This is a genomic window from Clostridium sp. 001, from assembly GCF_019056555.1.
Lineage (GTDB): Bacteria > Bacillota > Clostridia > Clostridiales > Clostridiaceae > Clostridium_B > Clostridium_B ragsdalei.
The window spans coordinates 2595462-2617129 of record NZ_CP020473.1 but is presented as its reverse complement, the minus strand read 5'-3'; the positions used below and the strand labels follow the sequence as shown (position 1 = coordinate 2617129).

Sequence of the window (21668 nt, the reverse complement as noted above, 5' to 3'; positions counted from 1 at the left end):
CTAAAAAAAGCTAGGAATCAAACACTAGCTTTTTTACTTACTTCTTCAATTGTTTTATACATGGTTGGCTTCGTTATATTAAACATAGAACATATATCCTTTATAGGAGTTGTCTTTTGACAATATAAATCGTAAATAGCTTTTTTCTTAGCTGCATCCAGTTTTGGTTTTCGTCCACCTTTACGACCACGTGCTCTTGCGGCAGCTAACCCCTCTTTAGTTCTTTGACTTATCAAATCTCTTTCAAATTGACTTATTCCAGCCATAAAAGTAAACATTAATTTTCCTTGTGGTGTTGTAGTGTCAAGCCATGATTCTTTTAAGCTTTTAATATTAGCACCTTTTTTTTCAATCTTATCTACTAAACTAAATAAATCCTTAGTACTTCTACTTAATCTTGTAAGATCTGCTATTAATATAACATCACCATTTCTTAATTTATCCAGTAATCTATTTAATTCTGGCCTATCTGCCTTAGTACCAGTTATTTTTTCTTTTATTATTTCTTCGGAACCTGCTGCTTTTAAAGCATCAAGTTGTCTGTCTAGATTTTGCTCTACTGTACTTACACGTGCATATCCAAATATCATAAAAACACCGTCCTTTTGTCTATTACTATACTTATATAGTAAATTAAACGGTGTATCTTGTCAATACTTTTACTTTGTTTTTTTTACTTATTTATTTACTTAGTAAATGGCTTGATTACGTTTCATGTAAATATTTGTATTTTAATAAAATAAACGAAGGTTTTATTTACTAAAATACAGCACTCAAGCTACAGGACCTCATTGCAATACTTTCATTGTAGTAGCATCTTCAATCAGATTAGTGTTTATAACGTATAGCAAATTTGAATTGAGTTGAACAGGGTGGTCGCTTTTCGGTTTTATTGCAGTACCAGATTTACCCATTAGGGTTATTTTGCCACAAAATTTTTTAATTATTCTCAACCCATTGATATTACTAACCTTGCAAGATTTATTGGAATTTTTTAGAATACGTAATAACAGGGAGGATTACTGATATCTTTTTTTAGGTGCATATATTGGTAAGATTTTTTTCATTTTACTATAAATAAGCACCATTTTATTTTTTACGCATTATATATCTTCATCAGCAATTTTTGCTGCATCCTCTTTCATCTTCTCCTTTATGCCTAAGTACCTTTTAGTCTCTTCAACAGATTTATGATTTAATGCAATTCTGACCTTCTCCAAATCTCCACCTGATTTTTCATATATCCTGGTAGCATAAGTTTTCCTTGGACTATGGCCACTTATATTTTTTAATCCAATGCTTTTACCTACTGCAGACAAAATTGCACTAAATGATTTTTGCTCTATAGGCTCAATCCCATTTTTTGCTTTATTGGATGGGAAAGCAAACTCAGCCCTTTTTTTTCCTTTAACATACTCTTTTAAATATCTTTCTAAATTGTTACCTATATAAACCTTTCTCTTCTCAGGTCTCTTTTTATTAGGATATCTATGTAAATTAGACAACCATTGATTATATTGTTTATTCTCTTGTATTAAAAAGTATCCATCCTCTAAAGCATCTTTTATTTGTCCAATTGTAAGTCCAACTAAATCCTGCATCCTATATCCTGTTGCCCTGGCCAATATAAATAACATTAGATTTCTTTCTGAGTATCTTGGGTTATAATCAACTAATTTATCTTTAAATCTTTGATACTTATTTTGTGGTATTGGTGCTGCCGTTCCTTTTTCCCAATTTCTGACCTTGCCATCCATTACTTCACCTGCTTTAGAGCTCCCTTATGCCTTTTGTAACTAGAATGATGCATCAATTCTTTTATATCACACTCACTTAATTTATCATTTTTCCTTTTCTTTTTCACTTTTTTCAGCTTATTGTAACTATCAATATCTTTTTCCTTCAAAATATCCCCTACTTTCATAAAACTCACCCCTAAAATTCATAATTAAAAAGAGCTGTCATATTATATGACAACTCTTTTTAACATCTATTTTCATTTGTCAGCCGCCTTGGTGTATCCCAAGTAACAACAGGAGCAACCTTTTTATCTAATACTATATCTCCGGAAGAATTAGTTTTGTAGATAGATCTGTTTTTTATTATAAATGATCTATCTGATATATATTTCTTAGCTTCATAATTAATTGCCTTTAAAGTTTCACGTTTCTGTACTGCAGCAAGTTGATGCTCATGTTTTAAATTACTGCAGTTCCTTTGAATACATTTTTTAACTGTTTCTTTTTTTACATCTAATTTTTTAGCAATTTCAGAGTCTGAAAACCCATGTATGTATAATTCTTTAACCTGCTCTTTGTCTAATATTTTCTTCATGCAATCAGCTCCAGTGTAAAAAGTGTATAGTTCACCCAAACCATAAAAGGGGACATCCCTTATTTTTATGAAATCAGCAATATAATTTTCTCAAATATGCTTATTACTTATTTATATATTTATCTTAACATTATTTCAATGACAAATGTGGGAAATTTTTAGGAAATTTTTCATACAAAAAAGTACCAAAAAAGATACAAAATCAAGACAAAAAAGTACCAAAAATATGACACTTTTAATCCATAAAATTCTTTGAAAGCCTTTGTAATGCTTTATTTATGCTATAATTTATTTGTCTCTCAGTTCTATCTAATTTTTTAGCAACTTCCCTTTTTCCTTTACCTTCCAAGTAAATAAGATTAACAACCTCATAGTATTTATTAGGAAGCAATTTTACTATATTCTCTACTTTTTTATTTTCTAATTCTAATTCCTTTATCTGTAATTCCAGTTGTTTTATTTTATTATCTTCAGGATCACGACCATTTATAATCATTTTTTCTATTTCAATCTTTTTATTTGCTATTACACAGGATCTTTCCCTATATAAACTAAGTTTGTTTTTAATATCGCTCATTTATATCACCTATCCCTTATGTTATAATTAGAGTAGGTGGATTAGAGAAGGTAACCCCTTGGAAAGTTAGTTCTCTAATCTTGGTAAGGCGTTCGTATAGAACGCCTTTTTTGTTATATTACATTATTTTTGTAGTGATGCATATAAATTTTATATGTATCCTAATAATTTCATGAATAGGCTCATTTAAGCCATTTTCATATACATTAATGCGACTATACCTTTTTACCTTTTCACATGGCTTATAGGTGAGCTATTTAAGCCACTTTTTGTTTACCTGTACTTTTACTACTGCTTTATGTTTCCAACCTCTGCCTACCAATTTTTTATTATGCATATGAACCGCATCCTGGATGTCTACACCTTCAGAATATAGCTTGTCTAATACTCCTATCGAAACTTGAATATTATCCAATGCCTCCTCTGCTATATGAGACATATCTCCTTCTTCTATTGCTTCAACTAATTCTTCAGATTCTTCATTTACCTTTTTCTCATGCTCTTTCCACTTATCTTCTTTACTTAATACCATTAGTTTCATTTGTAAGCTCCTTTTCTAAAGATCTATCACGTTCAATTCTATGAATAATATCCATTAAAGTATTTTTCATGGTTGGACCAAGATACTTATTAATTTCCTCTTGGGTCAAACAATAGGTTCGATTTTTTTGTGTTGCAGAGTACCACCCATGGCTCATTAAATTTTTTCTTAAACTTTTACCTGTTACATCTGCAAATTCTTTAAGAGCTTTAACCATTTTTTCAAAGATACCTGATTTCTTTAATTTATTAACCTGGTCTATCATTTGATCTATTTCTTTAAAACTATATTTCCTTAGAATTGATTTACTCTGATAATATCCTACTCCTACAGTTGCTAATTTCTTCATATATTTGGATTTTTTTCTTTGATATTTATTCACCAGGACACATCCCTTCTATTTCTTTATCTATATCCTTAATCCATCTTTCCAAAAACACAATCTGGCCTTGTGCTTTTACTTCTAACTTATCATCAAATGCTTTTCCTAGTAGCAACATTGCTTTATCTTCTACTTGCGTTTTGCACTCTTTAAGAATTTTCTCAATATATATTTTTCTAACACTTAATTCATCTACTTTAGATAACTCTAAAAAATTTACACTTTCCTCCATTTAACTCATCCTCTCATTTATATAAAAATACCGAATTACAACTTTTTATATTAAGGCTTTTTCAGCTTTTATTAATACTTCTCCTGTTTGAGCATTAAGTATTTCAAGATCTTTTACTTCTTTCTTTTTTAATATTTCCCCTATTTTGCACATTGCATCAGTACTTAAAATAAAATTTCCTAGCCACAAATTATATACTTCTTGAATCTCCTTTTCTTTCATTACTTTAGCCTCTCTTCCGACGTAAAAATACCGTATTATGTTATTATCCGTTTATCTATATATACAGATAATTAAATTATTAGATATAAGTTATTTCAGCAGATTTGGTATTATACGATACATTCATATATATTACCTACGACCTCACCATCCTCTGAAAGTTGAGGAAATTCTAAAGTATTATTATCCCTATCACCAATTTTAAAGCCTACAAACCTTCCACTACATTTATCGTATTCAACTTTGTAATAGCATTTAAAGTATTCACTTTCTTTTATAATGTCACCCTCATAGATTTCTTTATCATTCTTATCTTTCAAGCCAGTATACTGCATTAAAATAACATTTTCCTTTTCTCTATAATCTCCGCAAGGTCTTTCTTTGATTTCCATATCATCTGTTGAATAGCAAAGCCAATCATCACCATTTAAGTCATTTTTATAATTAAAAGCTAGACTTTCAACCCAACCCATCCTTTTGCGTTTCTTATCCCATGCTCTAAACTTAATGTCTCTCATTAAGCCTCTTCTCCTTCCTCTGCATCTGGACCTTCTCCAAAATCTTCAGCACACTGTTTTGAATCCGGAAACATATACATACACTCACTACCACTTACACTACAATCATATCTTCCTGTATCTTCATCAAATGTTGCACATTTACAACTCATTTTTATCCCTCCAATAGATCTTTATTTTCATAGATGTTTCCTAAAATTTTTAATGCTACTATTTGTCCATCTATAATTGAACAACTATGCAGCACACCCATATCTACGCCCTTACTTGTTAAAACAAAAGCACCACGGTTAAAACCTACTGCCCATTTTGTACTAAGCTTTTCATTTCCTAAAATGTCACCCTCAAATATTTCTTTACCATTTTTATCTTTAATGCCTGTACATTGCATAATCTCATAATCTGCTCCACCATCCCACTCAACTGTATCTACTTTCTCATAAAAGCATATTGAATTGTCTCCTGGATCTTTATCAAATTTTAGTTTTTCCCAATCAATCATTTTTTTAGATTGATTATCCCATGCTCTAAACTTAACATCTCTCATTCAAATCGCTCCTCTTAAGCAGTTTTCTCTTTTTCTGTTATTTCTTTTTGAATTATTTCACCCAAAATAGGCATTATTATATCTGCAAAAGCATTAGCTTGTGGCGAGAATCCATCTACAACATCAAATGAATACCAAGGCTCCTCATAATATTTACAAACAATATCATTTTCATAGCATTGTCTTTCTATACTTTCTCTGGATGTATAGTAATCAAAATCAATTATTTCATTCCATAACTCTCTAGCTTCTTCTTTATTTAATTCCCCTTCTTTTCGTGCTCTTACTACCTCTTCTTTCCAAGCTTTTTCAGTTTCATCCTCATAATAATGCTTATCATCAGCTACCTTGCCTAAAAAATATGATTTATCTCTTACTAGTTCTAATATAAAATGCTTAAAGCTTTTTCTGCCATGATTAGGCCAACTATAATTGTAATTACCGTAATCAGTATGAGCGTTAAACAATCCCCCGTTTTCGTCAATAGTAATTATTGCCCAACCCCCATAGGTATCTTTTAGCTTTATATCATATCTTTCACAAGTAGACTTTTTAAAACTGTATTTTTCCACTTAAATCCCCCCTATTTTGATACATAAACTATTTGAAATGCGTACTTAATTTAAAACATTTGTTTTTACAACGACCACTTCATCGGCATCATCTAATATTTTCCCAAATTGTTTTTTGGCTTCTTCTTCATCTTTCATTGCACATTTGAAGCATATGTTTGCTCCATTTTTACCATATGGTCGTAATTCAGCAATCTTGCCGCAATACTCACATTTCTGTGGCTCTTGTTCTGATATGACAAATTTATTTTCCTGTCTTTTACTCATTTTCTACCTCCTTATTTACTTCACATTAATTTCAATCTATTAAAATCCTTCATCTTTTACAATAGTTAATAACAATCCTTCTTTAACCTCTTCTAGCTCTTTCAACTCCGCATTTTGTATAAGATATAGTTCTGCATTATGTTTATTTCTAACAAGTATATCTTTTCCAACAAGTGCTTTTATTTTTTTATTACCAGCCAAGGGATTTTTTAAGTGTCCATTCTTCTCAACTTCATAATTCGTATATTCCAACATACGTCTCATATTTTCACCTTCCTAATTTTTATAAATACCAAGCCTGTACTTTTCCTTTGCTTTTTCTATTGCATCATTCAATTTAACAATCTGGTGTCTATAAAACTCTGTTATTATCATCTAATACACCACCTGCTTATTTTTTATATCAATTTAGCTTGTTGAAACTTCCATCCCCTACTCTCCATTACTGAAGCTTTTTTAGCTTTATCTTCCCATACTTTAGCTATTTCTTTTAACTCATCCTGTTTCCTTTGATTCTTAGTAACCTTCAAGGCTTGTTCAACAGTATAGCCTTGAAAATAAAGCTTTATAATTTTCTCTATATACTCGCTATTATCCAACTTTCATTACCTCTTGCTTTACTTTTTCTTTTGATTCCTCAGAAGTTTTCGTATTAGAAGGATATGAATGAATATAGTCCAACTCTCCAAACTTTTGGAATTGACCTAACCATGCTAATTTCACGGTTCCAACCCTACCATTTCTGTTCTTGGCAAAAATGCACTCAGCAATATTTTTTTCCTCTGTATCCTCGTTATAATATTCATCTCTATACAAAAACATAACTATATCTGCATCCTGCTCAATGCTCCCACTTTCACGTAAATCTGACAGCATAGGTCTATGATTGGTTCGTGCTTCTGGGGCACGCGATAACTGAGATAGTGCAATAACTGTTACATCCAAATCCTTTGCTACTTGCTTTAATCCTCTGCTTATCTTACTTATTTCTTGAGTTCTATTTTCTGCTTTACCCTGCATAAGCTGCAAATAATCTATAACCACTAAATCTAGTCCATATTTAAGTTTTATTTTTTTACATTTAGCTTTTATTTCTGATACACTCAGGCCTCCAGTATCATCTATAAAGAGCTTATTATTGGCTAATGGTCCAGTAGCACAAGCCATGTTAGTCCAGTCTTTATCATTTAAAATACCTGTATTAAGTTTTAGAAGATCTATTCTAGCTGTACTTGATATTATTTTTCTAGCTAACTGCTCTCTGGACATTTCTAAGCTAAATATGGCTGTTGACTTTGTCTTGGACACATTGGTAGCTATATTAACAGCTAACGTTGTTTTACCCATACTAGGACGTGCTGCTAGTATTATTAAATCTTGCTTTTGTAACCCTCCTGTAAATTTATTTAAATCTCTAAACCCTGTATTTATTCCAGTAACACCACTAATGTTTTTGTTATTATATACATCCTCTATTTGAGCCACAGTATGCTCTAAGACTTTGTTAAATGGTTCCATTCTGCTTTCTTTATTTAAATTGATTTTGAAAAGTTCATCTTCTATGCTATTTACCAATTCATTTGAGCTTTCAGTATCCTTATACGCTCTTTGCTTTAACATTTCGGACATTCTAATCAATTTTCTTTTATTTGATTTTTCCTTAATGATTTTTGCATATTCCTTTATATTAGAACCTCCAACACTTCCTGCTAACTGGCTTATATAAGTTATTCCACCAACTTTAGTTAGCACATCTTTTAATCGATCTGTTAGGGTAACTATGTCTATTTTTGTATTGGCTTTAAACATTTCTTCCATAGCTCCAAAAATAATCTTATGTTCACTTTTGTAAAAATCATCTGCAGTCACAGCACCAATAGCATCCATAATACAATTTGAATTAACTAAAATTGCTCCTAATAAATTGGTTTCAGCATCTACATTACTAGGTAAAGCCTCTATCTTCATTACTTTCACTCCTTTACATCAATTTGTATGCACTTGCATTAGATGGAGAAAATTCATCCTTTTCCTTTATGTCTAATAGATCCGCAATATAAGGCTTATGCCTGCAAAATTTTATACAATTTGTAACCTTCTTTTTGAAATCTTTATCACTATACTTTTTACAGTACTTGTACCAAACTTTTATTTGTTCAGCTTGTAAATCCATGTTGAAAGCTAGCATTAATTCCTTCATACCATCTTTGAAAATATCTTGATTAAGCACTTGCATTCTCTCCTTCCAGATCCATATTCTCCAATGTATTTAATGAGGACTCAATTCCTGTTTCAGTACTTTCTAAATTCATTTCCAGATAACCCTTATATACTTGTTTTTGGCCTATAAAGTTTGAACTTCTAACTATATATTTCTTTTCTATTTTGTTTGTTTTTATATATGCTATATAGTTTTTAGTCGCTTTCTTAAGATTTTCATAAGACTCTTTCTTAAGTAACTTTTGGAAATTCTTAAATGTTTGGTCTTTATTAAATTTATTTGGATACAGAGAATACCAATCTAAAAAATTTTTTGTATATATATTATCTTTAATAGATTTATCTTTTAATAGATTAATATTTTGTTCCGACTTTTGAGTCGTAGCCCCTCCGACTTTCGAGTCGTACCTCTCCGACTTTTGGGTAGCACCCTCCGACTTTTGAATCGCAGGGTCATTTTTTATTAAATATTTATAATTTGGACCTATGCCATAATATGAATAACTGCCGCCTTGATTCTTGTGGTAGTGAATCAATACCTTACACTTTTCTAATTTCTTTAGACGTCTCCTTAATGCATCTTTACTTTTTAAATTTATTATTGGAATAGTTGATATCAAATAGCTATATCTAACCCAGTAATACGGTTTATTGTTTATAACCTCAATTACCATATCACCACTATCCTTAAAATCTATAAAATATCGTAAGATTAATGCATCTACTGCATCTAAGCCATATTTAATTAATTTCTCTTGATTAAAGCCATTTATAGTAAACTTCATTTTTGCTTCGTTATTTTCCATAAACGTCACCTCATAAACTCTTTGAGTTGATCTAATTCATTTTGTTTTATAGGATTTTCATTTTTAAATTCATTTACTAAATCTGTATCATTAATACCACTTAAATCCAGTAGTGTATTCTCCTCACTTTGAGTATCTCTTACCATCTTTGAGTTACTTTGTTCATGCTCAATTTGAGTATTTTTTACTCTTTTTAAGTGTCTTTTTTTATACCCTTTTTGAGTATCTTTTACCATCTTTGAGTTACCTTGAGTAGATATGAAATTGTATAAAATTTCTTTTATAGTTGCATTTGGATTGAAAGATTTAGACAAATAATCTAATATTACTTTCTCACGTTCTTTTTTAGCATTTAAAGTCAATTGTAACCTTTTACTACTGCTTGCCATCATCTTTAGCACCCCATACAATCATACTTGCATTTTTAGCACCTATAACATTAGAATTTAAAGCATCACTGTGAATCTTAAAATTAGGAAGGGATAATTTATTTATCCACTCAGATAACATAATACTTGTACCACCTGTAAATATACATTTATACGTTCTTAAGTTAACATAAGGTTTAATACTGTTAAGTATTTCATTCAAAAATTCGGCATATTGTTTTTGATATACTTTAATCGTTCCATTTCTTATTAATCTTGGGATTTCTTCTTCTGTAAAATCTTCACCTTTAGCATTTTCTATTGCTCTTAGTTTAGAATAAAAATCAAAACTGCCTAACTTTACTGTATTTAACTTTTGTATTTTTCCATCCTCTAGTACACATATATTAATTGTCCTTGATCCTAAGTCTATAATGCATATATCTCCTTGCTTATCCTCTTCTGATAAGCTAAAATACGTTACATAACCTTCTGGAAGTACTAAGACATCCTTAAAATTAATTACCCTATCTTTACCATTAAACTTTAAATCAAATTCTTTATCCTTTAAATTTTCAATTAGCTTAACTTTATTTTCCATTTGTAAGATTGGAAGCAGTAATGTTAGATTTGTTTCTATAACATTCTCATTGTTAGATTTGCAAACTGCATAAAGTAATTGAGGTAAATAATTTCTTTCCGATTTATTAAATTCACGTGATAGTTCTCCTATTCCGATATATGTCAGCCTTCCGTCAATCTCCACCCTCTGAAATCCATCTTTATAAGATTGGTAATCTGTTGTAATTTTACTAGAAAAAATGCCTGATTGACTTTTACCTATATATTTCACATTTATATTTCCAAGATCTATTACAGAAATATTTTTATTCATTAAATTTCACCCTTTCTTTTACCTATTTTTTTAATTTAATTGCTATACCTCTCCATTATTGATATAATGGAGACAAGATACTTTGCGGAGTACCATAATCAAAACATATGATTTAATTGAATCCTTGGCAGAGGATTCTTTTTATTTCTTTTTTCATGTCTTCGACCATAAACTTGTCTACTTCCTGACTTATCTCCAAAGTTCTTTGATCTAATGTTCCATACCTATAAGCACAATTATTTAACTTTTTTCTAAGTTCATTCTTCTCTTTTTCACTAATACTATTCACTTTCACACACCTCTGCTTTCTTTAATACCAACTTCCATCTTTTAAAATATGCAACCAGTCACCATCACTTAAAACAACTTTAAGATACTTACTATCCATTCTTTTTATTGAAGTTGGTGCATGATCCTCTGGATACTCCCATGCCTTATAAAATTTCTGATAAAATCTTCCAAAAAGTTCTTTGTCTTTAGCATCCAACTTGCTGTACCCTTTTACCTCCTCTAGATTAAACACTTTTTACCTCCTCTATAAACCACTTACCATGTAGAATTTCTTCTGCTGAAATTGCGTTGTAATCATCATCCATTAACTTGGAGCTAGAACTAATGCCTAGATTATATGAGTATCTTTTGCTTTCATACAGGCAATAAATTACTTTCCCGTTTTCAAACGCTCTAAGAGCATCCATTACATCCACATGTTCATCTACAAGCCTGAATCTACTTCTAATACTGAAGTTTGATAATATAGGCTCACCTTCTTGATTCACAATCCTACCATCTCCATCTAATGCAATTACTGCTCCTTCATCTGTCCTATAAGATTCCTCACTAACAAATTGAAATTTTAAATTTGGATTTCTTTCAAGCTTATCTATTGTCTGTTTTAACGTGTACTCTTGCATACGCTTTTCCTCCCTTAATATCTAATTGGTTTTAATATTTTCATAGTTCTAATATCAACTGGCGTAAAACTATCCATACCCTAATCAATTCTTAAATAGTTCTTTGGGATTATCTCCATCTTTAAACAGCTTCTTAAATGTTTTAATTTATATAATCTCCTCTATATAACTCTGTGTTCTCTACTTATTTTTTTGAGCCATTCATCTAGCAATTCCCTATTTATCAACCATTTGTTCCCATTTTTAAAACATGGGAAATCCTGTGTATGAACTAATTCCCTTATCTTGCCTTCATGTATTCCTGCATATTCTGCCGCAGCTTTAATATCTAAAGTTGCCTTTATTTGCTCCATAATTAAATTCCTCTTTCCCTCTAAAATTTTTCTGAACCCAAAGCTTTAATTCCCTAGATTCCTTTTCAATTTTATCCAACGTTTTGACAATATGCTCCAACTTTGGTTTTTCACCTTCTGTAATAATCCCATCTTCTGTAATATCTAATAGTTCTTTTTTCACCTCATTAATATTTTCTAGTGAAGATACAATTTGAATTGTAATTCTATCCATTGCTAATATTTCAACCTGTGGAGCAATATGCCTACCTATAACACACTCATTACAGCAGTAATAATTCATAAGTTCTGGTGCATTATAAATTTCCGCCATTTTAACTACCACATCAGTAGGTATTTGCTTACATACTCCTGTTTCATAATTTAATAGTGAACTAGGACTTACTCCAAGTATTTCACTCGCACCTTCTCTACTTCTAAGCTTGTCATTAGAATTTGATGCTTCTATTCTTGCTTTTTTATAAATAGTATCAGTATCTTTTATAGATCTGCTCATATGTTTTCATCTCTTTTCTTTAATCAAATTACACTTTTTAGCAATGAAAGTTATATGAAATTGTAGTTAATTTATGTCCTTTTATTGCTAAAATTAATATATAAAAGGATTTTTATATATTTTTGTAGAATTTTATCATCACGAAAGGTGGTGATAAAATTGAAAAAATTAGGTTTAGATCACAATGATTTATTTAAGCTTGCTATAATCAAAAATTTAGGATTTTCTTCAGAAAATACAAGCAAGACTATCGAATCTTATAAAAAAGATTTAAATACAGATATGTTGGAAGCTAATTTAACGTTAGATCGTGAAGAATCTATATTAAAATCTGTTGCATGTATGATAGAAGAAAATAATAAAGCATTATTATTTCAATTAGAAAAATTAGGTATTATTCCTCATGATGAGAAAAATTTATAGCTTTTGCTCTTTGCTTCTGGACATCTAATAATATTTTTTGTTTTTTAATTATTGTTTGTGGCTGTGCTTGAACTTGCTCTTCAAGTGCAGCTACCCTTTCCTCTAAATCTTTTACTTGTTGCTCTAACTGTTTATCCATTAGCTTGCTACCTCCTTTTTAGTTGTTTGATTATTTTCAATATGGTAAAATTTTGTTGAGCCTGGACACATCTCTAATATTGGGAGGTGACGACTTTGACAAAAGAAGAAATTGCTTTACAGTTAACTCTTGCAAGACTAAATGAGCTTCAACCTACTAGAAGTTCAAACACATTAAATCATGATGACAACATAGCCTATAATGAAGAAATTGCTAATGAAACTGTAAAAATGTTTAATACCATATATAATAAACTTGACAAATTTAACGATTAATTTTAGCTATTTGAACCATAGCTAAAGAAGATTCTATTAAAAAATCATATTGTTCAGGCTCAATTACTTCTTTAGAAGTTACCTTCTGACATTGGCTTTTTAATAGATTAAATTGCTCAATTAAGCCTTCTGAAATATTTTTATCCATTAGCTTGCTACCTCCTTTTGTTTGTTGTGGCGTATTGTATCATTATTAGGTAAAAAGTTAATGCTTTCTATCATAACACCAAAATATGACGCAAGTTTACTTGCTACATCAACTTTAGGAATTCTTAGACCATTTTCATAATGTGAATATGCTGCACGGTTTATTCCTATAGCTTTTGATATTTGCTCTTGAGTTTTATTCTTTTTAATTCTGAGTTCTTTTAAGCTATACTTTTTCATACACTTCTCCTTCCTAAGTATTCTTTGATACATTTCGTATCTATGGTTTGTATTATAGTTGCTTTTTGTATCAAAGTCAATATATTTTACTTAAAAAATATACTTTTTGTATCATTTGTTTGTTTTTGTATCATTTTTTGATAATATAAAAGTGAGGTGTAATTAAATGGATATAGCACATAATTTAAAAAAGCTCAGGTCAGAAAGAGGATTAACACAGATAGAATTAAGTAAAAATTTGAATATTAACAGGGCAACTTATGCTCATTATGAAACAGGGAGAAGAGAACCTGATATAGAAACACTAAAATTATTAGCTGATTATTTCAATGTATCAGTAGATTATTTACTTGGCAACACGGATAAAAAAGAACCTAATACTGAAAATGATATTCCACAAGAATACTCAGATAAATATAAAGTAACTAAGAAAGATATTAAACAACATGATGAAGTTTTGGAACATGCACAAGCTTTTATGATGGACGACAAAGTTGGTGAAGAGGATAAAGAAAAATTGGTTGCAGTAATAAATAAGCTGTACTGGGATTCCAAAGCTAAAAACAAAGAAAAATTCGGTAAAAAAAAGAAAAAAGAATAGAGGTGTTTTATTATGATAAACATTCATGCAAGAGTAAAACACCTTATTCAAAGATATAACACAAGAGATCCTGAAAGAATAATTAAATATTTAGGAATAGATTTAAGGTATGAAGATATAGGGGAAAATACTAAGGGGTTTTACATTAGTCTAATAACAAACAAATATATAGTAATAAGCAATAAATTGAACGAAGTTGAAAAGGTTATTGTACTAGCACATGAATTAGGACATGCTCTACTTCACTACCATAGATCCACTTGCTTTATAAGAGAATACACCTTATTCCCTAGGGGGAGAATTGAAAATGAAGCGAATAAATTTGCAGCTGAACTTTTAATTGATGAAAAAGATATTGATAAATATTCTTTAGAAAATATGTGTACAAACCAGATTGCATCATATTTCGGAGTTAGTGAAAAATTAGTTGAGTATAAATTTAGTAACTAAGGGAGTGTTTATTTATGACGCGTAAACCATTAACTACTGAGAGTGAACTTAAATCTAAAATTCAAGAGATACTTCCAATGAGGAAAATCCATCTTACTGAATTTTTAAAAGGATATCGAGATAGAACAAAACAATATTATGAAACTGAACACAACGATAGCCCTGATATATTTAGATTTATGGATCCAGTATTAGTAATTTCAGTATATATAAATTCGGACATTTACAGTATTGTTTTGCGTAGTACTAGCAAAGATACCTTTGATAATAAGTTTTTTTATCTTAATAGTGATGAACTTGAAAATTTCTATAATAACCCTAGCCATATTAGAGAACAGGAATTATTAAAAAAAGCAGAAAAAGATGACTGCCTGACAATATTTAAAAATTCAATTAATGAAATATATTATAATCCATTAAACTTAGAATTTTGTAAAGAGAAATCATATGATGATGGTTGTAATGAAGCTGATGATGATTATAATACTTACAAAACAACAAGATTGCTTAAATCTGCAGTTGAGTCTTATAAGGACATATTAGATTTTAATATTCTAAATTTAAGTTATATTAATAAAAAAGTAAAAGATGATGAATTTAAATATGAAATTGAAGAGTCAGCTAAGGCATATAAAGCAGAACTATTTTTAGCATCTTCCTTAACTGCTCAAGTATCAATAGAAACATTACTTAAAGTAGCTATAATAAAGCATCTAGGGAAGGATAAAGTACCAAACCACTTATACATTTATGGATTAGGTAAACTATTGAACGATAATGGCAAAATTGATGATAGATTATTTAAGAGAATACAAGCTATAAATGACTTAAGACATGGATCTGCTCATAGTAATACAGGCACAATTGAAAAATGGGATGCAGAGCAAACATTATCTTTAGTAAGAATTTTAGTAGATGCTCTTTTTTAACCATTGACTTTAATAATATTCTTGAGATAGTTACATATTTTATTTTCATCCGTTGTGTGCTGAATAGAGGAATCATTAAACTCAGTATTAGTAAATTCTAAAGAATCTATAATTATTTGAATTTCATCTAATGTTAAATTAATGTTTATAGTATTCATACAATCCACTCCACATATTTTTTATTTTATTATATCATTTATATATAAATATTGGTTAAAAATTAGCTAAGTATAAATTTACCAAATCCAGATTATACTAAATTATAGGAAGGAATGATATTAATGTCTGATACAGATAAAATATTAAACCAAATTTTAAAAGGTCAGGAACAATTTCAAAAAACTCAGGAGAAAATGCAAAATAATATAATTAAAATTCAGGAAGACATGGATTTGGTAAAAGCTCAACAAAAAGAACATGGTCAAATATTATCTGCACTTAAGTCCGCTTCTGAAGTGCATAAAGCTGACGTTGATAATTTAACTCACCAAGTTGCAGAGCTTCAAAGTACAGTTAAAAATCTATCTGAAGAAATGTCACAAAAATTTTCTGACCTAAATGAAACAAATAAATCTCTACTTGAAATGTATGGTGCACATGAAGCTGAAATAAGAACATTAAGACGTAAGCCAGTTTAGATATAAAAATTAATCAGGAGCTAGTCTCCTATTTATTTTTAGCATTTAGTAGAACATATGTTTTGTCAAAGGAGGCCTAACCGTGGCAAATAAAATAAATTACACTAAAGGCAAGCATAAATATTACAGAACTTCTCTTTTAATCGGATATAACTCCGATGGTAAAAAAATAATGAAAGAATTCTATGGAAAAAGCAAAGGTGAAGCCGAGCATAAAAAAGAAGAATATAAGCAGGACCTTAAAAATGGAATAAACAAAGCTGCTGAAAATGAAACTTTGAATAATGCCTTTAATGAATGGTTAATAAATGTCATTCTTCCCAGTGGAATAAAAACAAGCACCTATGAAACCTACGAGTCCATATACAGACTATATATAAAAGATTCTAAGCTCGGTATAAGGAAAGTCAAAGATATTAAGCCTATTATGGTGCAAGCATTTTTAAATGAATTATTTAATAAAGGAAAACATTACCCTCTTTTAGTAAAAACTCATAAACTTATAAAGAGATTCTTTAATTATGAAATTGAAACTGATGCTGTAATTAAAAATCCATGTTCAAGTATAAAAGTACCTGGACAAGTAAACTATTTAAAGGAAAAAAATTCTGTTGAGATTACAGTGTTTACTCAAAACGAAAGAGACAAAATACTTAAATATTTATATAAAACAAATAACAGAATAGCAGGAATAGCTTACCTTGGTTTTTCATTGGGTATGCGTGAAGGTGAGATACTTGCTTTAAAATGGAATGATGTCAACACTGAAGATAGAATACTTCACATAAGAGAATCCATAAGGTATACAAAAGACTTTGACTCTGAGGGGAAAGTCATAGGAGCCAGTATTAAAATAACTGTTCCTAAAACACTAACTTCTGTTAGAGATATAGAATATCCTGATAGTTTTGATGATATGTGGAAGAAAGCAAAGTTGCAGAATGATAAAGACAAGCTTAAAGCCGGAAATAGTTTTAACAACAAGTATAATCTTGTATTTACCGATACTATTGGTAATCCCATTAGCAAGAGGTATGTAATAAGGCAGTGGCAAAAAGCTCTTAATGCACTCAATATAGAGTATAGGGCATTTCATAAGACTAGACATACATTTATAACACAGATGGCCATTGATGGCGTTCCTGAGTCCATTACGCAGGCTATTGTAGGGCATAAAAAGGGCAGTGAAGTTACACACAACATATACACCCATATTAATAAAGAGAATACTAAAAAAGCTTTAGAAAATTACAGAATTACTGTACCTAATGTATAAGTAATTGTATACTAGTTCGCCCAGGTCGGGAATAGGTCGGGAATTTTTGAATTAAAATTAATATAGCAGCCTTAAAAAAGACTGCTATATTGCACAGTTAGTGCATTTGCAAGTTAGCTGACCTGGTCTTTGCCCCCACACTCGCCTGCTGGAACTTTCGCTACCGGGAATTAACCTCTCACTACTAATCCTCTCGTATTTTACGGCAGGACTTACTTCTAAGCCGCACCATGCTCATTAAATATTTTATCTAACTTACGTGGATCGTTTCGCCTGCGACTAGCATCGACTTTCAACCACAGACCTAACTTGACTAATAAAATTATACTCTACTTTTTGCTCCAGTCAATACATTAATTTTTTTTGCTCCGTTTTTCAAAAGTTCTGCACAGCATGCAAAGGCTGTAGCACCAGTAGTTAAAACATCATCTATTAACAAAATTTTTTTATTTTTTATACTTTTTTTATTGCGTACCTGAAAGCTTTGTGACATATTACTCCATCTCTCTGTTTTGTCCAATCCTATTTGATCCTTTGTTTCCTTTATTTTTTGTAAGCAGCATATAACAGGCTTATTAGTATAACTCCCCAAACTGTTCGCCAAATATTCAGCCTGATTATATCCTCTCTTTTTCAATGCTTTCTTAGTCATAGGCACATATGTAAAAACATCAAAATCAATGTGATTATTAGCTATAATATCTCTCATACACTTTGCTATAACATCTCCAGCTTTAAAAGAACTCTTGTATTTTAATTTTATTATAAGTTCCATCATCGCTCCAGAATAATAAGCACTACTATAGCATTGAAATTTTTTATCATCATATCCAATTTCAAAACTGTCTTTACAAATTTTTATATTGCTTTCACAATCTTTACATATGGTTCTATCATCATATATATCCTTTTTACACAGTATACATCTTTCATCTCCACAATATATAAGCCCTAGTACACAATCCAATAAAAATCTTAAATTTTTAGTAATCCCATGTTCCATGCTTCCCTATTAAAATTGCTAGTTATACTCTTTGCTTTCTCAATCTCTTCTGTCTCTATATTAGAAACCAGTATAACCTCCTCTTTTAAGTTTTTTTCACCTCTTCCAACACTTCCACACAAATAAACAAATTCTTTATAAGTAAAGTTAATATCATCTGCAAAGTATACTATTAATTCTGAATTTTTTGCATTTAATACAGTTTCTTCAAAACAGTTAGTTATTAATATTGAGTTTTTGGCCTGTAAAAACTTATAGATCAATTTTTTATTCGTTTCCCCATTAGCAAAACATACTACATCCTGTGCTAAACTTCTACAATATTTATGCATATATGAAGCTACCTTTTCTATTTTACATTCGCTTGGTACATATATTATTATCTTCTTACCTATACTTATTGACCATTTTAAATAGTCGTATACCAAAAAAGGCATTTCTTTATTCATATTTAGTCTAGTAAGTATATTTCTCGGTTCGATTATTAATCCTTCATTCTTAGCAGGCAAAAATATCTTTTTACTATTTTCAACTATACTTTCTATAGAATATATTATGACTTTACTATCCTCATGAGTTAATTTGCTAATTAATTTGCATATCTCGTACTTATTGTATAATGAAAAACTACTTATATCATCATATATGATTAATTCAAACTTTTTTTCCAATTTTGCTGCATTTTCAAAATTACATATCTGCAATTTACAATTTAAATTACTTTTACATCCTTTTACATAAGCATAATCTGTAAAATGTGTATACTTTTTTATATCTTTTATTATATCCACATTGCCCATTTTTTCATTAGTAATATAAACAATATTTTTATTTTGTCTTATGTATTTTTCAATAACTTCCAGAAAAATTTCAGTAGAATTATAAGGAACCGAGATGCAATTTAAAAAAGTATCTTTAGTACCGCTCCATTTTACTATATTCTCACTTATTTTTTTTCTCTCATTAATAAGACATGCTTCATTCCACAGTAGCATTTGTTTCACTCTCCATTATATCCATTATTCTATATTTTAATAACGAATACCTTTCAAAGCTTTTATTATTATTTATCATAAAATTTAAGGCTTTTAAACTCCCCACAAGTATTACCATCTGTTTTGCCCTAGTTATAGCCGTATACAATAAATTTCTATTCATAAGCAGCGGCGGACCCATAAACATAGGTATAATAATTACCGGGAATTCACTACCTTGACTTTTATGTATGGTTATTGCATAAGATAAATCCAACTCATCTAAGTACATACTATCATATACAACTCTTTTTTCTTCATCAAACACAACTATCACTCTATTTTTTTCTTCATCTATATCTTCTATATATCCAAAGTCACCATTAAAAACACCCATTCCACTTTCCTTGTTTTCTTCTGAAATATCTTCCCATTTTAAAGTATAATTATTTTTAATCTGCATCACTTTATCTCCTACCCTAAAAGTCATGTCTCTAAACTTTTTTTCTCTCTTATTGGGACTTTTAGGATTTAGAACTTGCTGAAGTTTTTTATTTAAATTTGATACTCCCAAAATTCCCTTTCTCATAGGAGATAGTATTTGAATATCCTCTATTTTATTCCAACTACTATTAAAACTTGGTAACCTTTTATCTATTAATCCTACTAGTGTGTCTAATATATCCGAAGGATCTTGACATTTTATAAAATAAAAATCCTTATTCTTTTTGTTTAAAATAGGCATCTCTCCAGAATTTATCTTATGCGCATTAACTATAATCATACTCTCTTTTGATTGCCTAAATATCTCTTTTAATCTAACTACTTTAATACATTTACTGTCTATGAAGTCTCTGAGCACATTTCCAGGGCCTACAGATGGAAGCTGCTCTGCGTCCCCTACTATTATTAACCTAGTTCCCATAGATACAGCTTTCAATAAGTTATTCATAAGCACTATATCTATCATAGAAGCCTCATCTATAATAACTACATCGCATTGCAGTGGTGATTGCTCTCCTCTTGAAAAAAATAAAGCTTCTTCATCACTTCCCACTCCCATTTCAAGAAGTCTATGTATGGTCTTTGATTCTCGTTTTGTAGATTCTGACATTCTCTTTGCTGCCCTTCCCGTAGGAGCACCCATTAAAACTTTAAGCTTTGATTTTTCAAATAATCTAATTATGCAATTAATTATTGTAGTTTTACCTGTTCCAGGACCTCCTGTTATTATCTCCACTCCATTTTCAACTGCTCCCCTAATAGCTTCTTTTTGAGAAACAGCAAAGTTCATATTATTTTCCTTCTCAAAATCTTCTATCTCTTTATCTATATTAAAATCTATATCCTTATATTTAGTAAAAGCTAACATCAATATTTTTCTAGTTACACTCAATTCACAATAATAGTAGGTCATAGAAAATACACATACTTTATCTTCCCACTTCTCCAATTTTATCTTTCCATTTACAGAACTTTCATATATGTTTTCTTCCAGTTCTTTTTGAGTTATATGGAGTATGTCAACACCTTCTTTTATAAGGTTATCTATAGGCATATACGTATTTCCCAAGCTGCAAAACTTATTCACCAAATATCTTATTCCACTTTGTATTCTAAATGGAGAATTATTTTCTATTCCAAGGCTTCTTGCTATCTTATCTGCCGTTTTAAAACCTATACCACTTATTTCTTCTGTAAGGGTGTATGGATTTTCTTTCACAATACTTATAGAATCTGCTCCAAATTTTTTATGTATTTTAACACACTGGCTAGGAGTTATTCCGTAAGTTTGCAAAAATATCATTATATTTCTCACTTCATTTTGTTTAGAATAAGATTCCTCTATTAAAGCTATTTTTTTTGCTCCTATACCTTCTATTTCTTTTAATCTTCCTATGTTATTATCCAATATTTGAAGGGTATTTTCACCAAACTTCTCTACTATTTTCTTTGCTGTTACTGGACCTATTCCTGATATTATTCCAGAGGCCAAATATCTCTCTATGCCAATAGTAGTGTTAGGTATTATTTCTTCAGAAGCCTGAACCTTAAATTGATTTCCAAACTGAGGATGAAGAACCCATTCCCCTACAGCCTTCAAATTTTGTCCTTCAATTATATTAGGTATACATCCTACTATAGTTACTACATCTTTATTTTCTCTTATTTTAGCAACTACATACCCATTATCTTTATTTTGAAATATTATACTTTCTACAATTCCTTGTAATTCTTGCATAGAATCTCTCCTACCCCTATTTGCAAACAAAATCATATATTTATAAATAATTATACCACATTAAACTTTGTCTTAATCCAACATACT

39 protein-coding genes are annotated in these 21668 nt (G+C 30.0%); 7 read left to right on the top strand and 32 right to left on the bottom strand.

Going from position 1 to position 21668, the window contains the following annotated elements:
• Positions 1 to 17 precede the first annotated feature (17 nt).
• The 26 genes from B5S50_RS12325 to B5S50_RS12200 all read right to left on the bottom strand — a co-directional run bounded on the left by B5S50_RS12325 (position 18) and on the right by B5S50_RS12200 (position 12244).
• Positions 18 to 590: a recombinase family protein gene (locus B5S50_RS12325; protein ID WP_217301947.1), complete on the bottom strand. Its 573-nt coding sequence runs from the start codon at positions 588 to 590 to the stop codon at positions 18 to 20.
• 513 nt (positions 591 to 1103) lie between these two features.
• On the bottom strand, positions 1104 to 1757 hold the full coding sequence (locus B5S50_RS12320) for a tyrosine-type recombinase/integrase (protein WP_217301946.1): 654 nt from the start codon (positions 1755 to 1757) through the stop codon (positions 1104 to 1106).
• Positions 1757 to 1924 carry a hypothetical protein gene (locus B5S50_RS12315; RefSeq protein ID WP_217301945.1) on the bottom strand — a complete coding sequence of 56 codons (168 nt, stop codon included), beginning with the start codon at positions 1922 to 1924 and terminating at the stop codon, positions 1757 to 1759. Before B5S50_RS12315 ends, B5S50_RS12320 begins: the two co-directional genes overlap by 1 nt.
• A 59-nt stretch (positions 1925 to 1983) precedes the next feature.
• A complete protein-coding gene (locus B5S50_RS12310; protein WP_217301944.1) occupies positions 1984 to 2334 on the bottom strand; it encodes a DNA-binding response regulator in 351 nt (116 codons plus the stop codon).
• A gap of 235 nt (positions 2335 to 2569) precedes the next feature.
• Entirely contained in the window at positions 2570 to 2911 is a 342-nt protein-coding gene (locus tag B5S50_RS12305; RefSeq protein WP_217301943.1) for a sigma factor-like helix-turn-helix DNA-binding protein, read from the bottom strand.
• 253 nt (positions 2912 to 3164) lie between these two features.
• Positions 3165 to 3452 carry a MazG nucleotide pyrophosphohydrolase domain-containing protein gene (locus B5S50_RS12300; RefSeq protein WP_217301942.1) on the bottom strand — a complete coding sequence of 96 codons (288 nt, stop codon included), beginning with the start codon at positions 3450 to 3452 and terminating at the stop codon, positions 3165 to 3167.
• On the bottom strand, positions 3430 to 3834 hold the full coding sequence (locus B5S50_RS12295) for a hypothetical protein (protein ID WP_217301941.1): 405 nt from the start codon (positions 3832 to 3834) through the stop codon (positions 3430 to 3432). The genes B5S50_RS12300 and B5S50_RS12295 overlap by 23 nt, the downstream gene beginning before the upstream one ends.
• A complete protein-coding gene (locus B5S50_RS12290; protein WP_217301940.1) occupies positions 3827 to 4066 on the bottom strand; it encodes a hypothetical protein in 240 nt (79 codons plus the stop codon). Before B5S50_RS12290 ends, B5S50_RS12295 begins: the two co-directional genes overlap by 8 nt.
• 45 nt (positions 4067 to 4111) lie before the next feature.
• Entirely contained in the window at positions 4112 to 4288 is a 177-nt protein-coding gene (locus B5S50_RS12285) for a hypothetical protein (RefSeq protein WP_217301939.1), read from the bottom strand.
• A 110-nt stretch (positions 4289 to 4398) separates the two neighbouring features.
• Positions 4399 to 4806 carry a YopX family protein gene (locus B5S50_RS12280; RefSeq protein WP_217301938.1) on the bottom strand — a complete coding sequence of 136 codons (408 nt, stop codon included), beginning with the start codon at positions 4804 to 4806 and terminating at the stop codon, positions 4399 to 4401.
• Positions 4806 to 4958, bottom strand: a complete 153-nt coding sequence (locus B5S50_RS12275) for a hypothetical protein (RefSeq protein WP_217301937.1) — start codon at positions 4956 to 4958, stop codon at positions 4806 to 4808. Before B5S50_RS12275 ends, B5S50_RS12280 begins: the two co-directional genes overlap by 1 nt.
• A 2-nt stretch (positions 4959 to 4960) precedes the next feature.
• The gene (locus tag B5S50_RS12270; protein WP_217301936.1) at positions 4961 to 5353 is read right to left on the bottom strand and encodes a YopX family protein; all 393 of its coding nucleotides are present in this window, start codon (positions 5351 to 5353) and stop codon (positions 4961 to 4963) included.
• 14 nt (positions 5354 to 5367) lie between these two features.
• Positions 5368 to 5925 (bottom strand): hypothetical protein, encoded by a 558-nt coding sequence (locus B5S50_RS12265; protein ID WP_217301935.1) that lies wholly within the window; start codon positions 5923 to 5925, stop codon positions 5368 to 5370.
• 45 nt (positions 5926 to 5970) lie between these two features.
• Positions 5971 to 6192, bottom strand: coding sequence for a hypothetical protein (locus B5S50_RS12260; RefSeq protein WP_217301934.1), 222 nt, complete (start codon positions 6190 to 6192; stop codon positions 5971 to 5973).
• A 39-nt stretch (positions 6193 to 6231) separates the two neighbouring features.
• A complete protein-coding gene (locus B5S50_RS12255; RefSeq protein ID WP_217301933.1) occupies positions 6232 to 6456 on the bottom strand; it encodes a hypothetical protein in 225 nt (74 codons plus the stop codon).
• Positions 6457 to 6590: 134 nt separating this feature from the next.
• Positions 6591 to 6791, bottom strand: a complete 201-nt coding sequence (locus B5S50_RS12250) for a hypothetical protein (protein WP_217301932.1) — start codon at positions 6789 to 6791, stop codon at positions 6591 to 6593.
• On the bottom strand, positions 6784 to 8160 hold the full coding sequence (gene dnaB / locus B5S50_RS12245; RefSeq protein WP_217301931.1) for a replicative DNA helicase: 1377 nt from the start codon (positions 8158 to 8160) through the stop codon (positions 6784 to 6786). Before dnaB ends, B5S50_RS12250 begins: the two co-directional genes overlap by 8 nt.
• A gap of 13 nt (positions 8161 to 8173) precedes the next feature.
• Positions 8174 to 8422 (bottom strand): hypothetical protein, encoded by a 249-nt coding sequence (locus tag B5S50_RS12240; RefSeq protein ID WP_217301930.1) that lies wholly within the window; start codon positions 8420 to 8422, stop codon positions 8174 to 8176.
• Entirely contained in the window at positions 8415 to 9218 is an 804-nt protein-coding gene (locus tag B5S50_RS12235; protein ID WP_217301929.1) for a hypothetical protein, read from the bottom strand. The genes B5S50_RS12240 and B5S50_RS12235 overlap by 8 nt, the downstream gene beginning before the upstream one ends.
• Positions 9219 to 9223: 5 nt before the next feature.
• Positions 9224 to 9610 carry a hypothetical protein gene (locus tag B5S50_RS12230; protein ID WP_217301928.1) on the bottom strand — a complete coding sequence of 129 codons (387 nt, stop codon included), beginning with the start codon at positions 9608 to 9610 and terminating at the stop codon, positions 9224 to 9226.
• Positions 9594 to 10481 carry a ParM/StbA family protein gene (locus B5S50_RS12225; protein ID WP_217301927.1) on the bottom strand — a complete coding sequence of 296 codons (888 nt, stop codon included), beginning with the start codon at positions 10479 to 10481 and terminating at the stop codon, positions 9594 to 9596. Before B5S50_RS12225 ends, B5S50_RS12230 begins: the two co-directional genes overlap by 17 nt.
• Positions 10482 to 10593: 112 nt before the next feature.
• Positions 10594 to 10770: an aspartyl-phosphate phosphatase Spo0E family protein gene (locus tag B5S50_RS12220; RefSeq protein ID WP_217301926.1), complete on the bottom strand. Its 177-nt coding sequence runs from the start codon at positions 10768 to 10770 to the stop codon at positions 10594 to 10596.
• A 21-nt stretch (positions 10771 to 10791) separates the two neighbouring features.
• Entirely contained in the window at positions 10792 to 11004 is a 213-nt protein-coding gene (locus tag B5S50_RS12215) for a hypothetical protein (RefSeq protein WP_217301925.1), read from the bottom strand.
• Positions 10997 to 11395, bottom strand: a complete 399-nt coding sequence (locus B5S50_RS12210; RefSeq protein WP_217301924.1) for a hypothetical protein — start codon at positions 11393 to 11395, stop codon at positions 10997 to 10999. Before B5S50_RS12210 ends, B5S50_RS12215 begins: the two co-directional genes overlap by 8 nt.
• Positions 11396 to 11556: 161 nt before the next feature.
• Positions 11557 to 11748 (bottom strand): helix-turn-helix domain-containing protein, encoded by a 192-nt coding sequence (locus tag B5S50_RS12205; RefSeq protein WP_217301923.1) that lies wholly within the window; start codon positions 11746 to 11748, stop codon positions 11557 to 11559.
• The gene (locus B5S50_RS12200; protein ID WP_217301922.1) at positions 11717 to 12244 is read right to left on the bottom strand and encodes a helix-turn-helix transcriptional regulator; all 528 of its coding nucleotides are present in this window, start codon (positions 12242 to 12244) and stop codon (positions 11717 to 11719) included. The genes B5S50_RS12205 and B5S50_RS12200 overlap by 32 nt, the downstream gene beginning before the upstream one ends.
• 159 nt (positions 12245 to 12403) lie before the next feature.
• Between B5S50_RS12200 and B5S50_RS12195 the strand changes: the two genes are divergently transcribed.
• The gene (locus B5S50_RS12195) at positions 12404 to 12667 is read left to right on the top strand and encodes a hypothetical protein (protein WP_217301921.1); all 264 of its coding nucleotides are present in this window, start codon (positions 12404 to 12406) and stop codon (positions 12665 to 12667) included.
• On the opposite strand, the gene B5S50_RS12190 is transcribed toward B5S50_RS12195, so the two are convergent.
• Positions 12639 to 12806 carry a DUF4988 domain-containing protein gene (locus tag B5S50_RS12190; protein WP_217301920.1) on the bottom strand — a complete coding sequence of 56 codons (168 nt, stop codon included), beginning with the start codon at positions 12804 to 12806 and terminating at the stop codon, positions 12639 to 12641. The genes B5S50_RS12195 and B5S50_RS12190 overlap by 29 nt on opposite strands.
• A 95-nt stretch (positions 12807 to 12901) precedes the next feature.
• Here B5S50_RS12190 and B5S50_RS12185 point away from each other — a divergent pair, with 95 nt between their 5' ends.
• Positions 12902 to 13081, top strand: a complete 180-nt coding sequence (locus tag B5S50_RS12185; RefSeq protein ID WP_217301919.1) for a hypothetical protein — start codon at positions 12902 to 12904, stop codon at positions 13079 to 13081.
• Here B5S50_RS12185 and B5S50_RS12180 read toward each other — a convergent pair.
• Positions 13071 to 13229: a hypothetical protein gene (locus B5S50_RS12180; RefSeq protein ID WP_217301918.1), complete on the bottom strand. Its 159-nt coding sequence runs from the start codon at positions 13227 to 13229 to the stop codon at positions 13071 to 13073. The genes B5S50_RS12185 and B5S50_RS12180 overlap by 11 nt on opposite strands.
• Positions 13229 to 13468 carry a helix-turn-helix transcriptional regulator gene (locus B5S50_RS12175; RefSeq protein ID WP_217301917.1) on the bottom strand — a complete coding sequence of 80 codons (240 nt, stop codon included), beginning with the start codon at positions 13466 to 13468 and terminating at the stop codon, positions 13229 to 13231. Before B5S50_RS12175 ends, B5S50_RS12180 begins: the two co-directional genes overlap by 1 nt.
• A 166-nt stretch (positions 13469 to 13634) precedes the next feature.
• Between B5S50_RS12175 and B5S50_RS12170 the strand changes: the two genes are divergently transcribed.
• From B5S50_RS12170 to B5S50_RS12150, 5 genes are all read left to right on the top strand, one after another.
• Positions 13635 to 14069 (top strand): helix-turn-helix domain-containing protein, encoded by a 435-nt coding sequence (locus B5S50_RS12170; protein ID WP_217301916.1) that lies wholly within the window; start codon positions 13635 to 13637, stop codon positions 14067 to 14069.
• 12 nt (positions 14070 to 14081) lie between these two features.
• Positions 14082 to 14519 (top strand): ImmA/IrrE family metallo-endopeptidase, encoded by a 438-nt coding sequence (locus B5S50_RS12165; protein WP_217301915.1) that lies wholly within the window; start codon positions 14082 to 14084, stop codon positions 14517 to 14519.
• Positions 14520 to 14533: 14 nt separating this feature from the next.
• Complete coding sequence (locus B5S50_RS12160; RefSeq protein ID WP_217301914.1) at positions 14534 to 15448, top strand: HEPN domain-containing protein; 915 nt, start codon at positions 14534 to 14536, stop codon at positions 15446 to 15448.
• A 281-nt stretch (positions 15449 to 15729) separates the two neighbouring features.
• Entirely contained in the window at positions 15730 to 16086 is a 357-nt protein-coding gene (locus tag B5S50_RS12155) for a hypothetical protein (RefSeq protein ID WP_217301913.1), read from the top strand.
• A gap of 82 nt (positions 16087 to 16168) precedes the next feature.
• Positions 16169 to 17362 carry a site-specific integrase gene (locus B5S50_RS12150; protein WP_217301912.1) on the top strand — a complete coding sequence of 398 codons (1194 nt, stop codon included), beginning with the start codon at positions 16169 to 16171 and terminating at the stop codon, positions 17360 to 17362.
• 322 nt (positions 17363 to 17684) lie between these two features.
• Here B5S50_RS12150 and B5S50_RS12145 read toward each other — a convergent pair whose 3' ends face one another.
• Genes B5S50_RS12145 through B5S50_RS12135 form a run of 3 tightly spaced genes read right to left on the bottom strand, consistent with a single transcriptional unit; the run spans position 17685 to position 21581 of the window.
• Complete coding sequence (locus tag B5S50_RS12145) at positions 17685 to 18365, bottom strand: ComF family protein (RefSeq protein ID WP_065078979.1); 681 nt, start codon at positions 18363 to 18365, stop codon at positions 17685 to 17687.
• Positions 18338 to 19360 carry a hypothetical protein gene (locus B5S50_RS12140; RefSeq protein ID WP_065078978.1) on the bottom strand — a complete coding sequence of 341 codons (1023 nt, stop codon included), beginning with the start codon at positions 19358 to 19360 and terminating at the stop codon, positions 18338 to 18340. The genes B5S50_RS12145 and B5S50_RS12140 overlap by 28 nt, the downstream gene beginning before the upstream one ends.
• Positions 19344 to 21581: an ATP-dependent RecD-like DNA helicase gene (locus B5S50_RS12135; RefSeq protein ID WP_065078977.1), complete on the bottom strand. Its 2238-nt coding sequence runs from the start codon at positions 21579 to 21581 to the stop codon at positions 19344 to 19346. The genes B5S50_RS12140 and B5S50_RS12135 overlap by 17 nt, the downstream gene beginning before the upstream one ends.
• Positions 21582 to 21668 lie beyond the last annotated feature (87 nt).